The organism is Arthrobacter sp. AL12 (assembly GCF_029960645.1).
In the GTDB taxonomy this organism is placed as follows: domain Bacteria; phylum Actinomycetota; class Actinomycetes; order Actinomycetales; family Micrococcaceae; genus Arthrobacter.
The window spans coordinates 181,689-201,798 of sequence record NZ_JASBQY010000003.1 but is presented as its reverse complement, the minus strand read 5'-3'; the positions used below and the strand labels follow the sequence as shown (position 1 = coordinate 201,798).

Annotated in this window: 31 protein-coding genes; 3 read left to right on the top strand and 28 right to left on the bottom strand. The window is 62.5% G+C overall.

Annotation, left to right across the window (positions count from 1 at the left end):
• Positions 1 to 27 precede the first annotated feature (27 nt).
• The 7 genes from rplQ to QK291_RS05350 form a co-directional block, all read right to left on the bottom strand.
• Positions 28 to 609 (bottom strand): 50S ribosomal protein L17, encoded by a 582-nt coding sequence (rplQ, locus tag QK291_RS05380; protein ID WP_282379812.1) that lies wholly within the window; start codon positions 607 to 609, stop codon positions 28 to 30.
• 77 nt (positions 610 to 686) lie between these two features.
• Positions 687 to 1,697: a DNA-directed RNA polymerase subunit alpha gene (locus QK291_RS05375; RefSeq protein ID WP_024366109.1), complete on the bottom strand. Its 1,011-nt coding sequence runs from the start codon at positions 1,695 to 1,697 to the stop codon at positions 687 to 689.
• A 132-nt stretch (positions 1,698 to 1,829) separates the two neighbouring features.
• Entirely contained in the window at positions 1,830 to 2,231 is a 402-nt protein-coding gene (gene rpsK, locus QK291_RS05370) for a 30S ribosomal protein S11 (protein ID WP_018773682.1), read from the bottom strand.
• Between the two features lie 41 nt (positions 2,232 to 2,272).
• The gene (gene rpsM, locus QK291_RS05365; protein ID WP_024366110.1) at positions 2,273 to 2,647 is read right to left on the bottom strand and encodes a 30S ribosomal protein S13; all 375 of its coding nucleotides are present in this window, start codon (positions 2,645 to 2,647) and stop codon (positions 2,273 to 2,275) included.
• A gap of 175 nt (positions 2,648 to 2,822) precedes the next feature.
• Entirely contained in the window at positions 2,823 to 2,936 is a 114-nt protein-coding gene (gene rpmJ / locus QK291_RS05360; protein ID WP_009358722.1) for a 50S ribosomal protein L36, read from the bottom strand.
• A 68-nt stretch (positions 2,937 to 3,004) separates the two neighbouring features.
• Entirely contained in the window at positions 3,005 to 3,226 is a 222-nt protein-coding gene (gene infA, locus QK291_RS05355; RefSeq protein ID WP_011775571.1) for a translation initiation factor IF-1, read from the bottom strand.
• Positions 3,227 to 3,403: 177 nt separating this feature from the next.
• Positions 3,404 to 4,420 carry a P1 family peptidase gene (locus tag QK291_RS05350; RefSeq protein WP_282379810.1) on the bottom strand — a complete coding sequence of 339 codons (1,017 nt, stop codon included), beginning with the start codon at positions 4,418 to 4,420 and terminating at the stop codon, positions 3,404 to 3,406.
• Between the two features lie 264 nt (positions 4,421 to 4,684).
• Here QK291_RS05350 and QK291_RS05345 point away from each other — a divergent pair, with 264 nt between their 5' ends.
• From QK291_RS05345 to QK291_RS05335, 3 genes are all read left to right on the top strand, one after another.
• Positions 4,685 to 5,635, top strand: coding sequence for a sugar ABC transporter permease (locus QK291_RS05345; RefSeq protein WP_282379808.1), 951 nt, complete (start codon positions 4,685 to 4,687; stop codon positions 5,633 to 5,635).
• Positions 5,632 to 6,564, top strand: coding sequence for a carbohydrate ABC transporter permease (locus tag QK291_RS05340; protein ID WP_282379806.1), 933 nt, complete (start codon positions 5,632 to 5,634; stop codon positions 6,562 to 6,564). The genes QK291_RS05345 and QK291_RS05340 overlap by 4 nt, the downstream gene beginning before the upstream one ends.
• Before the next feature lie 66 nt (positions 6,565 to 6,630).
• A complete protein-coding gene (locus tag QK291_RS05335; RefSeq protein ID WP_282379804.1) occupies positions 6,631 to 7,980 on the top strand; it encodes an ABC transporter substrate-binding protein in 1,350 nt (449 codons plus the stop codon).
• Between the two features lie 122 nt (positions 7,981 to 8,102).
• Here the strand turns inward: QK291_RS05335 and map are convergent, their stop codons facing one another.
• The 21 genes from map to rplD form a co-directional block, all read right to left on the bottom strand.
• Positions 8,103 to 8,930, bottom strand: coding sequence for a type I methionyl aminopeptidase (gene map / locus QK291_RS05330; protein ID WP_282379802.1), 828 nt, complete (start codon positions 8,928 to 8,930; stop codon positions 8,103 to 8,105).
• Between the two features lie 103 nt (positions 8,931 to 9,033).
• Positions 9,034 to 9,603 carry an adenylate kinase gene (locus QK291_RS05325; protein ID WP_282379999.1) on the bottom strand — a complete coding sequence of 190 codons (570 nt, stop codon included), beginning with the start codon at positions 9,601 to 9,603 and terminating at the stop codon, positions 9,034 to 9,036.
• Positions 9,604 to 9,608: 5 nt separating this feature from the next.
• The gene (gene secY, locus QK291_RS05320) at positions 9,609 to 10,919 is read right to left on the bottom strand and encodes a preprotein translocase subunit SecY (RefSeq protein ID WP_282379800.1); all 1,311 of its coding nucleotides are present in this window, start codon (positions 10,917 to 10,919) and stop codon (positions 9,609 to 9,611) included.
• A gap of 185 nt (positions 10,920 to 11,104) precedes the next feature.
• Positions 11,105 to 11,596 carry a 50S ribosomal protein L15 gene (gene rplO, locus QK291_RS05315; RefSeq protein ID WP_282379799.1) on the bottom strand — a complete coding sequence of 164 codons (492 nt, stop codon included), beginning with the start codon at positions 11,594 to 11,596 and terminating at the stop codon, positions 11,105 to 11,107.
• Positions 11,596 to 11,802 carry a 50S ribosomal protein L30 gene (gene rpmD, locus QK291_RS05310; protein ID WP_282379798.1) on the bottom strand — a complete coding sequence of 69 codons (207 nt, stop codon included), beginning with the start codon at positions 11,800 to 11,802 and terminating at the stop codon, positions 11,596 to 11,598. The genes rplO and rpmD overlap by 1 nt, the downstream gene beginning before the upstream one ends.
• A 1-nt stretch (position 11,803) precedes the next feature.
• The gene (gene rpsE, locus QK291_RS05305; RefSeq protein WP_282379797.1) at positions 11,804 to 12,493 is read right to left on the bottom strand and encodes a 30S ribosomal protein S5; all 690 of its coding nucleotides are present in this window, start codon (positions 12,491 to 12,493) and stop codon (positions 11,804 to 11,806) included.
• 26 nt (positions 12,494 to 12,519) lie between these two features.
• Positions 12,520 to 12,903 carry a 50S ribosomal protein L18 gene (rplR, locus tag QK291_RS05300; protein WP_282379795.1) on the bottom strand — a complete coding sequence of 128 codons (384 nt, stop codon included), beginning with the start codon at positions 12,901 to 12,903 and terminating at the stop codon, positions 12,520 to 12,522.
• 2 nt (positions 12,904 to 12,905) lie between these two features.
• Entirely contained in the window at positions 12,906 to 13,442 is a 537-nt protein-coding gene (gene rplF / locus QK291_RS05295; protein WP_282379793.1) for a 50S ribosomal protein L6, read from the bottom strand.
• Positions 13,443 to 13,460: 18 nt separating this feature from the next.
• A complete protein-coding gene (gene rpsH / locus QK291_RS05290) occupies positions 13,461 to 13,859 on the bottom strand; it encodes a 30S ribosomal protein S8 (protein WP_056425243.1) in 399 nt (132 codons plus the stop codon).
• A gap of 90 nt (positions 13,860 to 13,949) precedes the next feature.
• A complete protein-coding gene (gene rplE, locus QK291_RS05285) occupies positions 13,950 to 14,531 on the bottom strand; it encodes a 50S ribosomal protein L5 (protein ID WP_024366124.1) in 582 nt (193 codons plus the stop codon).
• On the bottom strand, positions 14,531 to 14,890 hold the full coding sequence (rplX, locus tag QK291_RS05280; protein WP_069949294.1) for a 50S ribosomal protein L24: 360 nt from the start codon (positions 14,888 to 14,890) through the stop codon (positions 14,531 to 14,533). The genes rplE and rplX overlap by 1 nt, the downstream gene beginning before the upstream one ends.
• Before the next feature lie 3 nt (positions 14,891 to 14,893).
• Positions 14,894 to 15,262: a 50S ribosomal protein L14 gene (rplN, locus tag QK291_RS05275; protein ID WP_003803789.1), complete on the bottom strand. Its 369-nt coding sequence runs from the start codon at positions 15,260 to 15,262 to the stop codon at positions 14,894 to 14,896.
• A gap of 464 nt (positions 15,263 to 15,726) precedes the next feature.
• Positions 15,727 to 16,035 carry a 30S ribosomal protein S17 gene (rpsQ, locus tag QK291_RS05270; protein WP_282379782.1) on the bottom strand — a complete coding sequence of 103 codons (309 nt, stop codon included), beginning with the start codon at positions 16,033 to 16,035 and terminating at the stop codon, positions 15,727 to 15,729.
• Positions 16,032 to 16,361, bottom strand: coding sequence for a 50S ribosomal protein L29 (gene rpmC, locus QK291_RS05265; protein WP_282379781.1), 330 nt, complete (start codon positions 16,359 to 16,361; stop codon positions 16,032 to 16,034). Before rpmC ends, rpsQ begins: the two co-directional genes overlap by 4 nt.
• Before the next feature lie 2 nt (positions 16,362 to 16,363).
• Complete coding sequence (rplP, locus tag QK291_RS05260; RefSeq protein WP_024366129.1) at positions 16,364 to 16,780, bottom strand: 50S ribosomal protein L16; 417 nt, start codon at positions 16,778 to 16,780, stop codon at positions 16,364 to 16,366.
• Positions 16,781 to 17,614 (bottom strand): 30S ribosomal protein S3, encoded by an 834-nt coding sequence (gene rpsC, locus QK291_RS05255; protein WP_226760325.1) that lies wholly within the window; start codon positions 17,612 to 17,614, stop codon positions 16,781 to 16,783.
• The gene (rplV, locus tag QK291_RS05250) at positions 17,615 to 17,980 is read right to left on the bottom strand and encodes a 50S ribosomal protein L22 (RefSeq protein WP_069949298.1); all 366 of its coding nucleotides are present in this window, start codon (positions 17,978 to 17,980) and stop codon (positions 17,615 to 17,617) included. It abuts the gene before it with no gap.
• A gap of 38 nt (positions 17,981 to 18,018) precedes the next feature.
• Positions 18,019 to 18,300 (bottom strand): 30S ribosomal protein S19, encoded by a 282-nt coding sequence (rpsS, locus tag QK291_RS05245; protein ID WP_018773666.1) that lies wholly within the window; start codon positions 18,298 to 18,300, stop codon positions 18,019 to 18,021.
• Between the two features lie 12 nt (positions 18,301 to 18,312).
• The gene (gene rplB / locus QK291_RS05240; protein ID WP_069949299.1) at positions 18,313 to 19,152 is read right to left on the bottom strand and encodes a 50S ribosomal protein L2; all 840 of its coding nucleotides are present in this window, start codon (positions 19,150 to 19,152) and stop codon (positions 18,313 to 18,315) included.
• A 30-nt stretch (positions 19,153 to 19,182) separates the two neighbouring features.
• Positions 19,183 to 19,488, bottom strand: coding sequence for a 50S ribosomal protein L23 (gene rplW / locus QK291_RS05235; protein WP_024366132.1), 306 nt, complete (start codon positions 19,486 to 19,488; stop codon positions 19,183 to 19,185).
• The gene (gene rplD, locus QK291_RS05230) at positions 19,485 to 20,108 is read right to left on the bottom strand and encodes a 50S ribosomal protein L4 (protein ID WP_282379776.1); all 624 of its coding nucleotides are present in this window, start codon (positions 20,106 to 20,108) and stop codon (positions 19,485 to 19,487) included. Before rplD ends, rplW begins: the two co-directional genes overlap by 4 nt.
• Positions 20,109 to 20,110: the final 2 nt, after the last annotated feature.

The following is a 20,110-nucleotide window of genomic DNA, read 5'->3' as shown; positions in this document are numbered from 1 at the left end:
TTAAGTCTATGCGAAAGAATCAGCGAATTATTTCGCGTCCTTCTTGGACTTCGCGGGAGCTTCCTCAGCGGCCGGAGCCTCTTCGGTAGCTACTGCTTCAGTCTCAACTGCTTCAGCGGCCGGAGCCTCCTCGGTTTCAGCGGCTTCGGTCTCGGCGACCGGAGCAGCTTCTGCCTTGTCGGCGTCCTTCTTGTCAGCATCGCGCTTTGCAGCGGAGGTAGCCTCGGCTACGACTGCCTGCTTGGCGGAAACCGGCTCGAGAACCAGTTCAATGACAGCCATGGGAGCGTTGTCGCCCTTGCGGTTGCCGATCTTGGTGATGCGGGTGTAGCCGCCGTTGCGGTTCTCCACTGCCTGTGCAATGTCGGTGAACAGCTCGTGGACGATGCCCTTGTCGCTGATCAAGCCGAGTACACGGCGGCGGGAAGCCAGGTCGCCACGCTTGGCGAAAGTCACCAGGCGCTCGGCGTACGGCTTCAGTCGCTTGGCCTTGGTCACCGTGGTGGTGATCCGCTTGTGCTCGAACAGTGCGGCGGAGAGGTTCGCGAGCATCAGACGCTCGTGACTTGCTCCGCCTCCGAGGCGCGGACCCTTAGCGGGGGTAGGCATAATAGTTTCTCCTCATATGGAAGCCGTTGGGCTGCGCACACCGTGGTGCATCCAGCCGGCCGGCCAAGATCTGTTTGTTAGAGTTCGTCGTCGCTGAAAGCGGCGTCGTCCTCTTCAATTGCTGCGGCGCGTGCTGCGAGGTCAAAACCGGGAGGCGAGTCCTTGAGGGACAGGCCCAGTTCAACCAGCTTTGCCTTGACCTCATCGATGGACTTCGCACCGAAGTTACGGATGTCCATGAGGTCGGCCTCGGAGCGGGCCACGAGTTCACCCACGGTGTGGATGCCCTCACGCTTGAGGCAGTTGTAGGAACGGACGGTGAGGTCCAGATCCTCGATCGGCAGGGCCATGTCAGCTGCCAGGGCAGCATCCGTCGGCGACGGGCCAATCTCGATACCTTCAGCTGCGGTGTTCAGCTCGCGGGCCAGACCGAACAGTTCCACCAGGGTGGTACCTGCCGAAGCAACGGCATCGCGCGGGGCGATGGCCTGCTTGGTCTCGACGTCGACAATGAGCTTGTCGAAGTCAGTGCGCTGCTCAACACGGGTAGCTTCCACGCGGAAAGTAACCTTCAGGACCGGCGAGTAGATCGAGTCGACCGGAATGCGGCCGATCTCGGAGTCGCCGGACTTGTTCTGAGCTGCCGAAACGTAGCCGCGGCCGCGCTCGATGGTCAGCTCGAGCTCGAACTTGCCCTTCGAGTTCAGCGTGGCAATGTGCAGATCCGGGTTGTGGAATTCGACGCCGGCCGGCGGAGCGATGTCCGCGGCGGTGACGACTCCCGGGCCCTGCTTGCGCAGGTAAGCAACAACCGGCTCGTCGTGCTCGGAGGAGACCGACAGGTTCTTGATGTTCAGGATGATCTCGGTGACATCTTCCTTGACACCCGGAACCGTGGTGAACTCGTGCAGCACGCCATCGATCCGGATGCTCGTGACAGAGGCACCGGGGATGGAGGAGAGCAGGGTACGGCGGAGGGAGTTTCCGAGAGTGTAACCGAAACCGGGCTCCAGCGGTTCAATAATGAAACGGGAGCGGTTGTCTGAGACGACCTCTTCGGAGAGGGTGGGGCGCTGTGCAATGAGCACTTAGGTTTCCTTTCGGCGAGCATCCGCTATATGACGCAACACAGGTGGTGGAAAGATCGGTCTGAGACTTAACGCGGCTGGGCTTGCCCGGACCCGCGAAGGTCCGGGCAAGCACCGGTGCGTTGGAAAGCCTTAGACGCGGCGGCGCTTCGGCGGACGGCAGCCGTTGTGGGCGCTGGGGGTTACATCCTGGATGGACCCAACCTCAAGGCCAGCAGCCTGGAGTGAACGGATTGCCGTTTCGCGTCCCGAGCCCGGGCCCTTGACGAATACGTCAACCTTGCGCATACCGTGCTCCTGCGCACGCTTTGCGGCGGCTTCGGCGGCCATCTGGGCTGCGAACGGGGTGGACTTACGTGAGCCCTTGAAGCCAACCTCACCGGACGAAGCCCAGGAGATGACAGCACCGTTCGGGTCCGTGATGGACACGATGGTGTTGTTAAAGGTGCTCTTGATGTGCGCCTGGCCCAGCGCGATATTCTTTTTGTCCTTCTTACGCGGCTTGCGAACCGCGCCACGAGTCTTCGGGGGCATTATTTCTCCTACAGAAAGTTATCGGGGGGAAGACGAGCGGTTTAGCGCGTCTTCTTCTTGCCTGCAACGGTGCGCTTCGGACCCTTACGGGTACGTGCGTTCGTCTTCGTACGCTGTCCGCGCACTGGCAGGCCCTTACGGTGGCGAATACCTTCGTAGCTGCCGATTTCAACCTTGCGGCGGATATCTGCTGCTACTTCGCGGCGAAGGTCACCCTCAACCTTGTAGTTGCCTTCAATGTAATCACGCAGCTGGACGAGCTCGGCGTCGGACAGGTCCTTGACCCGAACGTCCGCGCTGATGCCGGTGGCAGCCAGGGTTTCGTGTGCACGGGTCTTGCCCACGCCGTAGATGTAAGTAAGCGCAATTTCCAACCGCTTTTCGCGGGGAATGTCTACGCCAGCGAGACGAGCCATAGAGGCAGTGCTCCTTGTATAAACCGGAGGTCGTAGGCAGTACACCCGCACATTCCGTGCGGCCCCAGCCTCCGACCGGGGGTTAGCTGTACGGGCTCATACGTCCCAGATCAGCTTGTGCTGCCTTCTATTTACTTGCGTGGGTTAGCAACCCAGGATTTCCCGAAGTGGGAAATTAGCCCTGGCGCTGCTTGTGGCGCGGGTTCTCGCAGATCACCATGACCCGGCCATTACGGCGGATCACTTTGCACTTTTCGCAGATCTGCTTGACGCTCGGCTTGACCTTCATGGCGTTCCTTTGCGTGTTGCAGTGGTCAGCTGGACCGGCCTTCGGCTATTGCTCTGGCCGCCCAGTGTTTACTTGTAGCGGTAGACGATACGACCACGTGTCAGGTCGTACGGGCTCAGCTCCACCACTACCCGGTCCTCAGGGAGAATCCTGATGTAGTGCTGGCGCATCTTTCCAGAGATGTGTGCCAGAACGACGTGCTTGTTGGTGAGCTCAACGCGAAACATCGCGTTAGGCAGCGCCTCAGTCACAACGCCCTCGATCTCAATGACCCCGTCCTTCTTGGCCATACCCTCCGCTAACTGTTGTTTGCCGCAGCCCTTCGGCTTGCACCGGAAATCACTGCGGACGTTTTTGATTGATTGGCTGATGCCTCCCGGCCCCAAAAGGGCACAACAGGGCAGACAACCAACAGACAACACTACGCCATTACGGCCTGGATGTTAAATCCAGCAATCGTAGCGCACTCAGCGTCCGTATGCACCAAATTCGCCCGCTGGCGTGGTCACGGCCTCCGCGCAGTCGATCGCGTCCAGGATGGCCAGACGCACGACGTCGGCTGCCGCACTCTGCAGGGTGATGAGGCTCGCCTGCCGGGCAGCCTCGCTGCTGCGGTCGACCGCGAGCGCGCCGGTGGCGAGGCAGAAGACGGTGTCCCCGTCCGCGAGGGTGTGGCTGGGGTTCAGCGCCCGGGCCAGCCCGGCGTGGGCGGCCGACGCGGTGCGTTTGCATTCGGCTTTGTCCAGGATCGCGTTCGTGGCGACGACGACAAGGGTGGTGTTGAGCGCGGGCGGCGCTGACGCGCCAGCTGTGCCGTCCCCGGCTTTCGCCGCAGCGGGCGCACCCCTCGGCGTGCTCGCTCCTTCGTCGCTTAGACGCACGCTGCCGGGTTCCACCCGTTGCGGCGATGTGCCAAAAGGTAACCCCAGCGCGTTGACGACGGCGAGTGCCCCAACAACGAAGCCGTTGTCCAGGGTGATGGAGGCGGTGCCTACTCCGCCTTTGTATTTCCCCCGGCCGATTGCTGCGCCCGTGCCGGCGCCGACGTTGCCCCGTTCAACGGCGTGGCCGATCTTGCGGGCGGCGGCGTCCGCGGTCGCCGCGTAGCCCATGGCCGCGTCCGGGCGGGCGGCGAAGTCCCCGCCGCGGCCGAGGTCGAAAATTGCGGCCGCCGGGACGATCGGCACCACGCCGCCGGTCACGGCGAACCCCCGGTCGTTCTCCTCGCACCATTGCTGGGCGCCGTGGGCCGCGGCGAGGCCGAAAGCGCTTCCCCCGGTGAGCAGGACGGCGTCGACGGTCCGGGTCAGGGTCGTGGGGTCCAGGGCATCGGTCTCATGGGTCCCGGGCCCGCCGCCGCGGACATCGACGGAGCCCACGGTCCCGGCCGGAGGCAGCACCACCGTCACCCCGCTGAGCCAGCCCCCACCTGTCCTGCCGGCGTGGCCCACCCTCAGGCCCGGCACATCAGTAATCGCAGTCATGGCTCTATTGTGCTCCCCGGCGACGGCCACAGCCCCGCCGGGTCTTTCCAGCGTCTTGAAGAATCGCGCCCGGATGTCTGTGGTCCCAACGATCGTTATGTAATACTGCATGCAACACAGCGTGAACGGGCAACGAAGCCTTGGACAACAAAGTTCTACTGGTGTCTCGTGCGGGGTTCTGCCCACCAACCATGTGGTGAAGTGATAGCAAGGTATGCCCGCCCCCCGCCTGCCCCGGCAGGCACGGACCCGTTAGAGACCTGAATGACGCGACAATTGACCGACCGGCCCCGCGCCGTCGTCGAGGCCAAACCGGCCGCGGCTCCGCGCGCCCGCTGGTCCGCCAGAACCCGCCGGGACTTCTTCGTCTTCCTGGCCCTGGCCCTGCCCAACCTGCTCCTGATTGCGGTGTTCACCTATCTCCCGCTTTTCAACAACATCTACTACTCCACCCTGGACTGGACGCTGGGTTCCGCCTCGGCCACGGTGGTGGGCCTCGATAACTACGTCACGTTCTTCACGAGTTCGGACGCCACCAAGGTCCTGGGTACCACCGCCCTATTCACCCTCGTCACGGTCGGCGGGTCCATGGTCCTGGGCCTGCTGGTGGCCCTGGCCCTGAACTCCAGGATCCGCGGCACCACGTTCGCACGCTCAGCCGTCTTCGCCCCCTACGTGCTCAGCGGCGTCGGCGTCGGCCTCGTCTGGCTGTTCATTTTCGATCCCGGCTACGGGGTGCTCGCCTGGCTACTGCGCGGCCTCGGCCAGCAGAGTCCGCAGTGGATCAATGACCCCCAGTTGTCCCTGGTCATGGTCATGATCGTCTACGTCTGGAAAAACCTTGGCTACTGCGCCGTCGTCTACCTCGCCGGGCTGCAGTCGCTGCCGCAGGATGTCATGGAGGCCGCGTCGCTCGACGGGGCCAACGGCTTCAAGCGCTTCGTCACGATGTCCCTGCCGCTGCTCTCCCCCACCACGTTCTTCCTGCTCATCACCACCATGCTCAGCTCGCTGCAGGCGTTTGACCTGATCCGGATCATGACCCCGCTGGGCAACGGCACCAGCACGCTGATCTACGAGGCCTACCTCCAGGCCTTCGGGGCGTTCAACCGGGCCGGCTACTCGGCGGCCATCTCCGTGATCCTGTTCGCCATCCTGCTCATCATCACCGTGCTGCAGCTGCGGTTCGTCGAACGGAAGGTGCACTACTCGTGAGCCTGCTCTCTCCCGTCAGCCCCGACCCCGCCGCCGACGCCGGACCCGACTCCGGCGCAGAGCCCCCGATCCCCCTGCGCCGTCACCGGCCGTTCTCGCGGGCCAACCTGGCCCAGACCATCGCCGGCGGCTATCTTCCGCTGATCCTCAGCACCCTGGTGGTATTCCTGCCGCTGCTGTGGATGGTGCTGAGCTCCTTCAAGCAGCCCGGCGAAATCATCACCATGGACTTGAAGATCCTGCCGGAGGGCCTGAACCTCGAGAACTACAACATCGCCATGACAACAGTCCCGTTCGCGCAGTTCTTCATCAACAGCCTGATCGTCACCACCGTGGGCGCCACCATCAAGGTCCTCCTGGCCATCCTGACCGCCTACGCGCTCGTGTTTGTCCGTTTCCCCTACAAGAACGTCATCTTCGTGCTGATCCTGGTGGCCCTGATGGTCCCGCCGCAGGTGTCCATCCTGCCCAACTACATCCTGATTGCAGGGATGGGCGGCAAGAACACCCTGTGGGGCATCATCCTCCCGGGACTTGGCACGGCATTCGGGACGTTCCTGTTGCGCCAGCACTTCATGACGCTGCCCGCGTCCATCCTGGAATCGGCAGAAATAGACGGCGCCGGCCACTGGCGCCGCCTCTGGCAGATCGTGGCGCCGGTCTCCGGACCGTCGATCGCCACGGTGGCCCTCGTAGTCGTCGTGAGCGAATGGAACGACTACATCTGGCCGCTCATCATCACGGACCGTCCGGAGACGATGACGCTCCCGGTCGGACTGACACTGCTGCAGAACTCCGAGGGCAACGGCTCCGGCTGGGGCATCCTGATGGCCGGCGCCGTGCTGGTGATCGTCCCCATCCTGCTGGTTTTCGCGGCTCTGCAGCGTTACATCGTGGCCGGTCTCACCCAGGGCAGCGTCACCGGGTGACGGTGCGTGCGAAAGTTTCAACTCCAACAGCCATTCAACGAGTCAGCAGCATCGAGAGGATCCACCATGGCATTGAATCTTGACCGCAGGCACTTCCTGGGACTGGCAGGTGCCGGTGCCGGCGCCGCCGCACTGTCGGCTTGCGGAGGCCCAACCACCACCGCAGGCCCCGCAACTGCAACCGCGGCCGCCGACATCGACTTCAGCGGCGTCAAGCCGGCGGCCTCGATCGATTTCTGGACGAACCACCCGGGCAAGTCCCAGGACGTGGAAAAGGCCATTATCGCCAAGTTCCACGCCGCGTTCCCGGAGATCAAGGTCAACCTGGTCACCGCCGGGGCCAACTATGAGGAAATCGCCCAGAAGTTCCAGACCTCGCAGGCCGCGAAGTCCGGCCTTCCGGGCCTCGTGGTGCTCTCGGATGTCTGGTGGTTCCGGTATTACTCCAACGGCAACATCATCGCCCTGGACGGCCTGATCAAGCAGCTGGACGTCAAGGTCGATGACTTCCAGAAGTCCCTCATCGCGGACTACCAGTACGGGAACAAGCAGTGGGCGCTCCCCTACGGCCGATCCACCCCGCTGTTCTACTACAACAAGGACCACTTCAAGGCCGCCGGGCTGCCGGACCGCGCCCCGAAGACGTGGCAGGAGTTCGCCGAGTGGGCGCCCAAGCTGAAGGCCAGTTCCGGCGCCCAGTACGCATACATCTACCCGGCGCTGGCCGGCTACGCGGGCTGGACGCTGCAGAACAACCTGTGGGGCTGGGGCGGCAGCTGGTCCGACGAGTGGAAGTTTAACTGCGATTCGGCCGAGTCGGTGGCCGCACTGCAGTGGGCCCAGGACTCGATCTTCAAGGACAAGTGGGCCGGGGTCTCGTCCAAGGAAGCCGCCGATGACTTCGCTGCGGGAATCACCTCGTCAACGATTTCCTCGACGGGTTCCCTGCTGGGGGTCCTGAAGTCCGCGAAGTTCAACGTGGGCGTCGGTTACCTTCCGGGCGGTCCCAAGAACGAAAGCCCGGTCTGCCCCACCGGCGGCGCAGGGCTGGGCATCCCCAGCGGCGTCAGCAAGGAGGTGCAGCTCGCCGCCGCCACCTTCCTGAAGTTTATGACGGAACCGGAGAACACAGCCCAGTTCTCCGCGGCCACCGGCTACATGCCCACCCGCACCTCGGCCGACATGACCACCGTGCTCGCCAAGACCCCGCAGATCAAGACCGCCATGGACCAGCTTGCCGTGACCCGCGTCCAGGACAACGCCCGCGTGTTCCTGCCGGGCGCGGACCAGGAGATGGCCAAGGCCGCCGCGGCGATCCTCACCCAGCAGGGCGACGTCAAGGCGACCATGACGGCACTCAAGGCCACCCTGGAAGGCATCTACACCAAGGACGTGAAGCCCAAGCTCAAGAGCTGAGGGCGCGGACAGTCTCTGCCGCTACGACGAATGCCTGGCGCTGCTGGTCTTCCAGCAGCGCCAGGGATTCTTCGCGTCTCAGGCGCGAAAGCGCGTCGCGAGCACGTCGCCGCAGCGCGGGCTCAGGGGATCGGGACGGGCACAACGCCGAGCGGGGCCAGCTTCGCCGCTCCCCCGTCGGGCGCGGAGAGCACCCAGATGCCCTTGTCGTGGACCGCCACGGAGTGCTCCCACTGGCAGGAGCGTTTCCCGTCGGTGGTCACCACGGTCCAGTCGTCGTCCAGCACAGCCGTTTCGATGCCGCCGCGCACCAGCATTGGTTCGATGGCCAGGCAGAGCCCCGGGCGGATCTTCGGCCCGCGGTGGTTGGTGCGGTAGTTCGGGACGTCCGGGGCCATGTGCATTTCGGAGCCGATCCCGTGGCCCACATAGTCCTCCAGGATGCCCAGTGCCTTGCCGGGCACGGAGGAGACATAGTCGTCCACGGCATTGCCGATGTCGCCGACGAACTTCCCGGTCGCCAGCGCGGCAATCCCGTGCCACATCGCGGCCTCAGTGACGTCGGAGAGCCGCTGGTCCTCCGGGTCCGCGGTGCCCACGATCACGGTGCGGGCCGAGTCGGAGTGCCAGCCGCCCAGGATCGCGCCGCCGTCGACCGAGAGGATGTCCCCGTCCTGCAGGACGCGGTCCCCGGGAATGCCGTGCACGACCTCCTCATTGACTGAGGTGCAGACGGTGGCGGGGAAGCCGTGGTAGCCCAGGAAATTCGACGTGGCGCCGGCGTCCTTAAGCACCGCGGCGAATACCGCATCAAGGTCCTTGGTGGTCTTCCCCGGCGCGGCGGCCGCAACCGCGGCGTCCAGGGCCCGGCTGAGGACGAGCCCGGCCTCGTGCATGGAACGCATCTGGGCGTTGGTCTTGTATTCGATGCGTGGCTGGCCGAATGCCATCCGCAACTTCCTTTCAATGGGGCTGTGCCGGCGGTGAGGCCGCCGGCAAATGGCTGAGGCCCCTCCCGATCATCCGGGAGGGGCCTCGAGGTTTGCGGGCCGGTCAGGCCTTCTGGGCCTCTTTGATGGCCTGCATGACGCGGTCGGTGACCTCGTCCATGCCGCCGATGCCATCAACGCGGGTCAGGATGCCGCGGTCGGCATACTTGGCGACAACGGCCTCCGTCTGGCCGTGGTAAAGGTCAAGGCGGTGCCGGATAACGGCTTCGTTGTCGTCAGTGCGTCCGGTTTCTTTGGCGCGGCCCAGCAGGCGGGAGACGAGTTCCTCGTCGTCGGCCGTGAGCTGCAGGACGACGTCGAGCTTCTGGTCGCCGTCGGCCAGGATCCCGTCGAGGTAGTCCACCTGCGCGGTCGTGCGCGGGTACCCGTCCAGGAGGAAGCCGTTTTCCACGTCGCCCTCGCTCAGCCGGTCGCGGACCATCTTGTTGGTCACGCTGTCCGGGACAAAGTCGCCCGCGTCCATGTACGTCTTGGCTTCGATGCCCAACGGCGTCTCACCCTTGACGTTGGCGCGGAAGATGTCCCCCGTGGAGATCGCAATCACACCGAGGCGCTCCGAAATGCGCTCCGCCTGCGTACCCTTGCCGGAGCCGGGAGGTCCGATAATCAACATTCTCGTCATCGCAAAAGCCCTTCGTAGTGACGCTGCTGTAGCTGCGCATCAATCTGCTTGACGGTCTCCAAACCTACGCCGACCATGATCAGGATCGAGGTGCCACCGAACGGGAAGTTCTGGTTGGCATTGATCAGGACCAGTGCGACCAGCGGTATGAGTGCCACAAAAGCCAGGTAAATGGCACCGGGGAGCGTGATCCTGGAAAGCACATACTGCAGGTAATCTGCGGTCGGCTTACCGGCACGGATACCCGGAATGAAGCCGCCGTACTTCTTCATGTTGTCAGAAACTTCTTCAGGGTTGAAAGTGATCGCAACATAGAAGTAAGTGAAGAACACAATCATGGAGAAGTAGAGCACCATGTAGATCGGCTGGTCGCCGCGGACCAGGTTGTTGTTGATCCACTCCACCCAGGGGGCAATCGGCTCGCCGGACTTGGGCTGGTTGAACTGCGAGATCAGGCCCGGCAGGTACAGCATCGAGGACGCGAAGATGACGGGCACGACGCCGGCCATGTTCACCTTGATGGGGATGTACGTGCTGGTGCCGCCCACGGTCCGCCGGCCGATCATCCGCTTCGCGTACTGCACCGGGATCCGGCGCTGGGACTGTTCCACGAAGACCACCGCAGCGACGGTCAGCAGGCCGATGACCAGGACCATGAAGAAGGTGCCGGGGCCCTGCGAGGTCCAAATGGCGCCGAGCGAGCCCGGGAAGCTGGACACGATCGAGGTGAAGATCAGCAGCGACATGCCGTTGCCGACACCCTTTTCGGTGACGAGCTCGCCCATCCACATGATGAGGCCGGTGCCGGCCGTCAACGTGATGATGATCAGGATCGTGGTGATGATGCTGTCATCCGGAATGATCGGCAGCTGGCAGTTCGGCAGCAGCTGGCCGGAGCGTGCGAGCGACACCAGGGTCGTGGCGTTGAGCAGGCCGAGCGCGATCGTCAGGTAACGCGTGTACTGCGTCAGCTTCGACTGGCCCGAGGCGCCCTCCTCGTACAGCTGCTGGAAGCGGGGAATGACCACCCGGAGCAGCTGGACGATGATGCTGGCCGTGATGTACGGCATGATGCCCAGGGCGAAAACGGACACCTGAAGCAATGCACCGCCGCTGAACAGGTTGACGAGCTGGTAGATGCCGCCCGTGGTCTGACCGTTCTGCAAGCATTGCTGGACATTCTGGTAGTTCACACCAGGCGAGGGGATGAAGGCACCCAAGCGGAAGATTGTGATGATTCCCAGCGTGAACAACAACTTGCGTCGCAGATCAGGCGTGCGAAAGGCCCGGCCAAATGCGCTAAGCAAGCGTCCTCCTGAGTAATAAGTAAAGTCGTGTGAGACAGGTCAAATAAACCCAACAACCGAGTCTAACGGGTGGACGCGCTCTGCGGACAATCGCAGGGCCGGAAAAATGAAAAACTCCCGGTACCTAAGGGCCTGAGCCCCTAGATACCGGGAGTTCCACAACGGGCAACTGCCCCGCCGCCTCGTTAGAGGGCGGCGGTGCTTCCGCCTGCTGCAGCAATCTTTTCTGCGGCGCTGGCCGAGAATGCGTGGACGGTGACGTCAACCTTGACGGTGATGTCGCCGGTGCCAAGCACCTTGACGGGCTGGTTCTTGCGAACGGCACCCTTTTCGACCAGGTTCTCCACGGTGACTGCGCCACCTTCCGGGAACAGCTCGTTGAGCTTGTCCAGGTTCACAACCTGGTACTCAACCCGGAACGGGTTCTTGAAGCCGCGCAGCTTCGGCAGGCGCATGTGCAGCGGCAGCTGGCCGCCGGCAAAGCCAGCCTTGATCTGGTAACGGGCCTTCGTACCCTTGGTACCACGACCGGCGGTCTTACCCTTGGAGCCCTCGCCACGACCAACACGGGTCTTGGCGGTTTTGGCACCCGGGGCGGGACGCAGGTGGTGAACCTTCAGTGCGTTCTGCTTCTCAGCGGCGCCCTGTGCCTTCTCGGCGGTGTTCTTCTCTGCCATTACTTCGCCTCCTCTACCTTTACCAGGTGCGGAACCGTGTTGAGCATCCCGACGGTCACGGAGTCGGCGGTGCGGACAACGGTGTGTCCAATCCGCTTCAGGCCGAGGGACCGCAGGGTGTCGCGCTGGTTCTGCTTGCCGCCAATAGACGACCTGATCTGAGTGATCTCCAACTGTGCGTCAGAGACAAGCACGTTCTTAGCCAACTCAGACACCTGCCTTCTGGTTCAAAAGCGCCTTCACCATTGCCGGAGGAGCGATCTCGTCGAGCGGGAGGCCGCGGCGTGCTGCCACTGCTGCCGGCTCTTCGAGGCGCTTCAGCGCGTCAACGGTTGCGTGCACGATGTTGATGGCGTTGGAAGATCCGAGCGACTTGGAGAGGATGTCGTGGATGCCCACGCACTCCAGTACTGCACGGACCGGACCGCCGGCGATAACACCGGTACCGGCGGAAGCCGGACGCAGCATAACAACGCCTGCGGCGGCCTCACCCTGAACGCGGTGCGGGATGGTGCTGCCGATGCGGGGAACGCGGAAGAAGGACTTCTTGGCTTCTTCAACGCCCTTCGCGATGGCGGCGGGAACTTCCTTGGCCTTGCCGTAGCCGACGCCGACCATACCGTTGCCGTCACCGACGACGACGAGGGCGGTGAAGCTGAAGCGACGACCACCCTTGACGACCTTGGAAACACGGTTGATGGTTACGACGCGCTCTACGAACTGGCTCTTTTCGGCTTCGCGGCCACCGTCGCGGCCACCACGGCCACCACGGTCTCCACGGCCCTGGCCCTGGCCGCGGTCGCCACGCTCGCCACGACGAGCAGCGCCACCACGGGCGCCGTCGGTGGTAGCAGGCGCCGCGGTCTCAGTTGCCGGAGCAGCTACAGCTTCAGTCACCTGAATGTCCTTTTCGTTATTTTCGGTCACAGTGACAGCCCACCTTCACGTGCGCCGTCAGCGACGGCGGCGATCCGGCCGTGGTACTTGTTACCACCGCGGTCGAAGACAACAGCTTCGATTCCGGCAGCCTTGGCACGCTCGGCGACGAGCTCGCCAACGCGCTTGGCCTTGGCTTTCTTGTCACCGTCGAATGCACGAAGGTCCGCTTCCAAAGTGGAGGCGCTCGCTACGGTCAGGCCCTGGGTGTCATCGACAACCTGGACGAATACGTGGCGTGCGGAACGGTTGACGACCAGACGAGGACGTACAGCCGTTCCGGAAATGCGCTTGCGGATACGAAGCTGGCGGCGGCTGCGCTGGGCAGACTTGCTCTTGTTCGTACGCTTCTTGTTAATTGCGATCGCCATGGTTACTTACCAGCCTTTCCGACCTTGCGGCGGATGACTTCGCCTGCGTAACGGATGCCCTTGCCCTTGTAGGGGTCCGGCTTCCGCAGCTTGCGAATGTTGGCAGCAACCTCGCCGACCTGCTGCTTGGAGATGCCTGAAACAGAGAGCTTGGTCGGGGTCTCTACTGCAAAGGTGATGCCGTTCGGTGCCAAGACGCTAACGGGGTGGCTGTAGCCCAGAGCGAACTCCAGGTCAGAACCCTTTGCCTGAACGCGGTAACCGGTACCGACGATTTCAAGCTTCTTCTCGTAGCCTGCGGTGACACCCTGGATCATGTTGGCGATCAGGGTGCGGGTCAGGCCGTGCAGCGAACGTGAGGCGCGCTCGTCGTTCGGGCGGGCGACAGTCAGGGTGCCATCTTCCAGGGAAACCTCGATCGGGCTGGGCACAGTGTGGCTCAGCTCGCCTTTGGAACCCTTGACGTTGACGACAGAGCCGTCAACCTTGACCTCAACGCCGGCAGGAACGGTGATGGGGAGACGTCCAATACGTGACATTATTCTCTTCCTTTCCCGTTACCAGACGTAAGCGAGGACTTCGCCGCCCACGCCCTTCTTGCCAGCCTGCTTGTCAGTCAAGAGGCCGGAAGAGGTGGACAGGATTGCGACACCCAGGCCACCGAGCACGTGCGGCAGGTTGGTGGACTTTGCGTAAACGCGCAGTCCCGGCTTGGAAATACGACGAACGCCAGCGATTGAACGCTCGCGGTTCGGACCGAACTTGAGCTCGAGGGTCAGCTTCTTGCCAACCTCCGCGTCTTCTTCTTTCCAGGAGGCGATGTAACCTTCGGCCTTCAGGATGTCGGCAACGCGTGCCTTGAGCTTGCTGTACGGCATAGACACGGAATCGTGGTATGCCGAGTTTGCGTTGCGCAGACGCGTAAGCATGTCTGCGACGGGATCTGTCATTGTCATGGTGGGCTCTTGCCCTTCCTCATAACGGTTTCCGCCGTGCAGTCGTCCCCGAGGGGAACCGGCACGTAACGGACCTTTTACGTAGCTAGATTAATCTTCGGTCTTGAACGGGAAGCCAAGCGCCTTGAGCAGCGCGCGGCCCTCGTCGTCGGTCTTGGCAGTGGTCACGACGGTGATGTCCATGCCGCGAACGCGGTCGATGGAATCCTGGTCGATCTCGTGGAACATAACCTGCTCGGTCAGACCGAAGGTGTAGTTGCCGTTGCCGTCGAACTGCTTGCCGCTGAGGCCCCGGAAGTCGCGGATACGCGGCAGAGCCAGCGTGACCAGACGGTCCAGGAATTCCCACATGCGGTCCCCACGCAGAGTTGCGTGTGCACCGATCGGCATGCCTTCGCGCAGCTTGAACTGTGCGATCGACTTGCGGGCCTTGGTTACCTGCGGCTTCTGGCCGGTGATCAGGGTCAGATCGCGGACAGCGCCGTCGATCAGCTTGGAGTCCTTAGCGGCATCTCCAACACCCATGTTCACAACGACCTTGACCAGACGGGGAACCTGGTTGACGTTCTCGTACTTGAATTCCTCAACGAGCGTGCTCTTGATGGAATCCGCGTACTTGGTCTTCAGACGAGGAACGATCTTGCTTGCCGGAGTCTCGAGAGTCTCAGTCATTAGATGTCCTTCCCTGAGCTCTTGGCCACGCGGACACGCACTTCGCGCTTCACGCCATCGCGCTCAACGGTCTCGGTGCGGAAACCGACGCGGGTGGGCTTCTTGGTGGACGGGTCCACCAGAGCCACGTTGGAGATGTGGATCGTCGCCTCGACGACTTCGATGCCACCGGTCTTGGTGCCGCGCTGCGACTGACCGACCTTGGTGTGCTTGGTTACGCGGTTAATGCCTTCGACCAGCAGACGGTTGGTCTCGGGGAAAACGCGCAGAACCTTGCCCTGCTTGCCCTTGTCGCCGCCGCGCTCAGCCTTGGCGCCAGTGATGACCTGAACGAGGTCACCCTTCTTGATCTTAGCCATGGACTAAAGCACCTCCGGAGCCAGAGAAACGATCTTCATGAACTTCTTGTCGCGAAGTTCACGACCAACCGGTCCGAAGATACGGGTACCGCGGGGGTCACCGTCGTTCTTCAGGATCACAGCTGCGTTCTCGTCAAACTTGATGTAGGAACCATCCGCACGGCGGCGTTCCTTCTTGGTACGGACGATGACAGCCTTAACGACGTCGCCCTTCTTTACGTTGCCGCCCGGAATTGCGTCCTTGACGGTAGCGACGATTACGTCGCCAATGCCTGCGTAGCGACGGCCAGATCCACCGAGAACGCGAATGGTAAGGATTTCCTTAGCACCCGTGTTGTCGGCGACCTTGAGTCGCGACTCCTGCTGAATCACTATTTACTCCTTGCGTCGCGCGGGTTCTCAGACCGAAAATCTTCCTACGGAATGAGCCTTGCGGAACGGTTGATCGGGGTGTCTCTTGACCTGCCTGGATTTTGCCAGACCAGGCCTAAACTCCCGTGCCAAAAACATTTGCTTCCCACGCGGATCCCGACGGATCGGGGCGCTAGGGGGCACTATGCCGTGGCACGATTGTTTACGAGGTTGATGACGGCGCACAGAGGGCGCCATACAAACTCAAAATCTTAGCACGTTTCGGGCCCCAGTCAGAATCGGCCAATACCACAGACGACGGCGTCACGCACGGCAGTCTTTCGCCCCGCCGGCCGCCGCGCTCCCCCGGAATCCCGGCCCGCCGGCGTCGCCCACGCGGCCAGCGGGAAACCCGGCCCCGGATACGGAGAAACCCCCGCTCCCAGAAGGGAACGGGGGTTTCTCTGACAGCCAGGCTGCAGGTGTTACTTGGCCTTCTCGAGGATCTCCACCAGACGCCACCGCTTGGTAGCGGAGAGCGGGCGGGTCTCGGCGAGGAGAACGAGGTCGCCGATGCCGGCGGTGTTCTCTTCGTCGTGAGCCTTGATCTTCGTGTTGCGGCGAAGGACCTTGCCATAGAGGGCGTGCTTCACACGGTCCTCGACCTGGACAACGATGGTCTTTTCCATCTTGTCCGAGACCACATAGCCGCGCTTCGTCTTACGGTCACCGCGCTCGTCAGCCGTAGCTGCGCCGGAAACAGTTTCCGTCACGTTCTCGTCCTTTTCACTCACTTGGAGTCCTCCTCGGTCTCAACCTTTTCAGCCTTATCGGCCTTCTTGGTTGCCGCCTTCTTGGACTTCTTTTCTTCCTTGGCTTCCACAACCGGTGCGGCAACCTCGGCACGAATGCCCAGCTCGCGCTCACGGAGAACGGTGTAGATGCGTGCGATGTCCTTCTTTACCGCGCGCAGTCGACCGTGGTTCTCCAGCTGGCCGGTGGCGGACTGGAAACGCAGGTTGAACAGCTCTTCCTTGGCCTTACGGAGTTCCTCAACGAGTCGCTCGTTGTCGAAACCGTCCAGCTGTGCGGATGCAAGTTCCTTGGATCCTACTGACATTTCTATTCACCACCTTCGCGACGCAGAATGCGTGCCTTCAACGGGAGCTTGTGGATCGCCAAGCGAAGTGCCTCGCGGGCAGTTTCTTCATCGACACCGGAGATCTCAAAGAGAACCCGGCCCGGCTTGACGTTTGAGACCCACCATTCCGGAGAACCCTTACCGGAACCCATGCGGGTTTCGGCAGGCTTCTTCGTCAGCGGACGGTCCGGGTAGATGTTGATCCAGACCTTTCCGCCACGCTTGATGTGGCGGGTCATCGCGATACGGGCAGACTCGATCTGACGGTTCGTGACGTATGCCGGGCTCAGAGCCTGGATACCCCATTCACCGAAGGAGACCTTGGTGCCGCCCGTAGCAGCGCCGGAACGACCCGGGTGGTGCTGCTTACGGTGCTTGACTCGACGTGGGATAAGCATTTAAGCCTGTCCTCCTTCTACTGCCGGTGCAGCTGCCTCAACCACCGGAGCTTCGGCAGCAGCGGGTGCAGCCTCGGCCGGGCGGTCGGTACGACGACGGCGGTCACCACGGTCAGCGCCACCCGGGCGGCCCGGGCGGTCGCTGGCACCACGGCCGCGGGACGGAGCAGCAGCTGCCTGCTGAGCCAGTTCCTTGGCGGTGACGTCACCCTTGTAGATCCAGACCTTCACGCCGATGCGGCCGAAGGTGGTCTTGGCCTCGTAGAAGCCGTAGTCGATGTTCGCGCGGAGGGTGTGCAGGGGCACACGGCCTTCGCGGTAGAACTCCGAGCGGGACATTTCTGCGCCGCCCAGTCGACCCGAGCAAGCGATCCGGATGCCCTTGGCACCTGCACGCTGTGCGGACTGCATGGCCTTCTTCATCGCACGGCGGAACGCCACGCGGGAAGTCAGCTGCTCAGCAACGCCCTGGGCGACAAGCTGTGCCTCCATCTCGGGGTTCTTGACCTCGAGGATGTTCAGCTGGACCTGCTTGCCCGTGAGCTTTTCGAGCTCGCCGCGGATGCGGTCTGCTTCTGCACCGCGGCGGCCGATAACGATGCCCGGACGTGCCGTGTGGATATCCACGCGGACACGGTCGCGGGTGCGCTCGATTTCAACCTTGGCGATACCGGCGCGCTCCATGCCCGTGGACATGAGCTGGCGGATGCGGATGTCTTCGCGGACGAAGTCCTTGTACCGCTGGCCGGGCTTGGTGCTGTCAGCAAACCAGTGCGATACGTGATCGGTGGTGATGCCGAGTCGGAACCCGTGCGGGTTAACTTTCTGTCCCACTTAGCGCGCCTCCTCTTTCTCCGGGGTAGCGACTACCACGGTGATGTGGCTCGTGCGCTTCTTGATCTGAAATGCACGACCCTGGGCTCGCGGTTGGAACCGCTTCATGGTCGGGCCTTCATCAACATACATTTCGCTGATGATGAGGTCACCTTCGTCAAACGCCACGCCGTCGCGGTCCGCGAGGACCCGGGCGTTGGAGATTGCCGACTGAACTACCTTGAATACCGGCTCTGAAGCTGCCTGGGGGGCAAACTTCAGAATTGCCAGAGCCTCATTCGCTTGCTTACCACGAACAAGGTTGACGACGCGCCGGGCCTTCATAGGCGTTACGCGGATGTGACGCGCAATTGCCTTGGCTTCCATTGCTTTCCTTCTCTCGTCTTTGACGTAAGTGCAGGCGCCTAGCGGCGCTTGCCCTTACGGTCGTCCTTGACATGGCCGCGGAATGTCCGCGTGGGAGCGAATTCGCCGAGCTTGTGCCCGACCATCGACTCAGTGACAAACACGGGGATGTGCTTGCGTCCGTCGTGTACGGCGATCGTGTGGCCGAGCATGTCGGGGACGATCATCGAGCGGCGGGACCAGGTCTTGATGACGTTCTTGGTGCCCTTTTCGTTTTCCCTGGCTACCTTTACAAAGAGGTGCTGGTCAACGAAAGGACCTTTTTTCAGGCTGCGTGGCATGTGTCCAGGCTCCTATCGCTTGTTCTTGCCAGTACGACGGCGACGAACAATAAGCTTGTCGCTCTCTTTGTTGGGACGGCGGGTGCGACCTTCGCGCTTACCGTTCGGGTTGACGGGGTGACGTCCACCGGACGTCTTACCCTCGCCACCACCGTGGGGGTGGTCAACCGGGTTCATGGCGACACCACGGACGGTCGGGCGAACGCCCTTCCAGCGCATACGGCCGGCCTTACCCCAGTTGATGTTCGACTGCTCGGCGTTGCCGACCTCGCCGACGGTTGCGCGGCAGCGCACGTCAACGTTGCGGATTTCGCCGGAAGGCAGACGCAGCTGGGCGAAACGGCCTTCCTTAGCAACGAGCTGGATCGATGCGCCGGCGGAGCGGCCCATCTTGGCGCCGCCACCCGGACGCAGTTCAACTGCGTGGATTACGGTACCGACCGGGATGTTCCGCAGCGGGAGGTTGTTGCCGGGCTTGATGTCAGCGTCGGCACCTGCCTCTACGGTGTCACCCTGGGACAGCTTGTTCGGGGCAATGATGTACCGCTTGGTGCCATCAATGTAGTGCAGGAGTGCGATGCGAGCCGTGCGGTTCGGATCGTACTCGATCTCGGCAACGCGGGCGTTGACGCCGTCTTTGTCGTGGCGACGGAAGTCGATCAGACGGTACTGGCGCTTGTGGCCACCACCCTTGTGACGGGTCGTGATCTTACCGGTGTTGTTACGGCCACCCTTTTTCGGGAGGGGACGTACCAACGACTTTTCCGGCGTCGACCGCGTGATTTCAGTGAAGTCCGCTACGCTCGAGCCGCGACGGCCCGGGGTAGTCGGCTTATATTTACGGATTCCCATAATTTAATTTCCTCGTTAAAGTGGTCTCCGCTACGAGAGCGGACCGCCGAAGATGTCGATCGTGCCTTCTTTGAGGCTCACAATTGCACGCTTGGTGTTCTTGCGGGTGCCCCATCCGAATTTGGTCCGCTTGCGCTTACCTGCACGGTTGATGGTGTTGATCGAGTCGACCTTGACGGAGAAGATTTTCTCCACGGCCAGCTTGATCTCGGTCTTGTTCGAGCGGGGGTCCACCAGGAAGGTGTACTTGCCCTCATCGATCAGGCCGTAGCTCTTTTCCGAGACGACGGGTGCAAGCACGACGTCGCGCGGGTCTTTGATGGTGGCTGCACTCACTTGGCATCCTCCTCGTTCTTTGCCACTGCCTTGGAAGCAACGAATGCTTCGTAGGCAGCCTTGGTGAAGACAACGTCATCGGAGACGAGAACGTCGTAGGTGTTCAGCTGGTCTGCGTACAGAACGTGAACATCCGTGAGGTTGCGCACCGAGAGTGCAGCAACATCGTTGGCGCGCTCGATGACAACGAGCAGGTTCTTGCGCTCGGAGACATCCCGCAGGGTCGCCAGTGCGGCGCTGGAGGACGGCTTGGTGCCGGGAACCAGTTCAGCAACAACGTGGATGCGGCCGTTACGGGCGCGGTCAGAGAGTGCGCCGCGCAGGGCAGCAGCAATCATCTTCTTGGGGGTGCGCTGGCTGTAGTCACGCGGCGTGGGGCCGTGGACAACGCCACCACCGGTCATGTGAGGAGCACGGATTGAACCCTGACGGGCGCGGCCGGTGCCCTTCTGCTTGAACGGCTTGCGACCTGCACCGGAAACCTCGGCGCGGGTCTTGGTCTTGTGGGTACCCTGGCGAGCTGCAGCGAGCTGGGCAACGACGACCTGGTGCATCAGCGGCACGTTGGTCTGTACGTCGAAGATCTCTGCAGGCAGGTCAACCTTGACAGTGCTAGTCATTG

Coding starts and splice junctions, on each gene's coding strand:
- rplQ (WP_282379812.1), bottom strand. CDS start 609: ATGCCTACCCCCGCTAAGGGTCCGCGCCTCGGAGGCGGAGCAAGTCAC.
- rpsK (WP_018773682.1), bottom strand. CDS start 2,231: ATGCCCCCGAAGACTCGTGGCGCGGTTCGCAAGCCGCGTAAGAAGGAC.
- rpsM (WP_024366110.1), bottom strand. CDS start 2,647: ATGGCTCGTCTCGCTGGCGTAGACATTCCCCGCGAAAAGCGGTTGGAA.
- rpmJ (WP_009358722.1), bottom strand. CDS start 2,936: ATGAAGGTCAAGCCGAGCGTCAAGCAGATCTGCGAAAAGTGCAAAGTG.
- infA (WP_011775571.1), bottom strand. CDS start 3,226: ATGGCCAAGAAGGACGGGGTCATTGAGATCGAGGGCGTTGTGACTGAG.
- QK291_RS05350 (WP_282379810.1), bottom strand. CDS start 4,420: ATGACTGCGATTACTGATGTGCCGGGCCTGAGGGTGGGCCACGCCGGC.
- QK291_RS05345 (WP_282379808.1), top strand. CDS start 4,685: ATGACGCGACAATTGACCGACCGGCCCCGCGCCGTCGTCGAGGCCAAA.
- QK291_RS05335 (WP_282379804.1), top strand. CDS start 6,631: ATGGCATTGAATCTTGACCGCAGGCACTTCCTGGGACTGGCAGGTGCC.
- map (WP_282379802.1), bottom strand. CDS start 8,930: ATGGCATTCGGCCAGCCACGCATCGAATACAAGACCAACGCCCAGATG.
- QK291_RS05325 (WP_282379999.1), bottom strand. CDS start 9,603: ATGTTGATTATCGGACCTCCCGGCTCCGGCAAGGGTACGCAGGCGGAG.
- rplO (WP_282379799.1), bottom strand. CDS start 11,596: ATGGCAGAGAAGAACACCGCCGAGAAGGCACAGGGCGCCGCTGAGAAG.
- rplR (WP_282379795.1), bottom strand. CDS start 12,903: ATGGCGATCGCAATTAACAAGAAGCGTACGAACAAGAGCAAGTCTGCC.
- rplF (WP_282379793.1), bottom strand. CDS start 13,442: ATGTCACGTATTGGACGTCTCCCCATCACCGTTCCTGCCGGCGTTGAG.
- rpsH (WP_056425243.1), bottom strand. CDS start 13,859: ATGACAATGACAGATCCCGTCGCAGACATGCTTACGCGTCTGCGCAAC.
- rplE (WP_024366124.1), bottom strand. CDS start 14,531: ATGACTGAGACTCTCGAGACTCCGGCAAGCAAGATCGTTCCTCGTCTG.
- rplX (WP_069949294.1), bottom strand. CDS start 14,890: ATGGCTAAGATCAAGAAGGGTGACCTCGTTCAGGTCATCACTGGCGCC.
- rpmC (WP_282379781.1), bottom strand. CDS start 16,361: ATGTCAGTAGGATCCAAGGAACTTGCATCCGCACAGCTGGACGGTTTC.
- rplP (WP_024366129.1), bottom strand. CDS start 16,780: ATGCTTATCCCACGTCGAGTCAAGCACCGTAAGCAGCACCACCCGGGT.
- rplV (WP_069949298.1), bottom strand. CDS start 17,980: ATGGAAGCCAAGGCAATTGCGCGTCACATCCGCGTAACGCCTATGAAG.
- rpsS (WP_018773666.1), bottom strand. CDS start 18,300: ATGCCACGCAGCCTGAAAAAAGGTCCTTTCGTTGACCAGCACCTCTTT.
- rplB (WP_069949299.1), bottom strand. CDS start 19,152: ATGGGAATCCGTAAATATAAGCCGACTACCCCGGGCCGTCGCGGCTCG.
- rplD (WP_282379776.1), bottom strand. CDS start 20,108: ATGACTAGCACTGTCAAGGTTGACCTGCCTGCAGAGATCTTCGACGTA.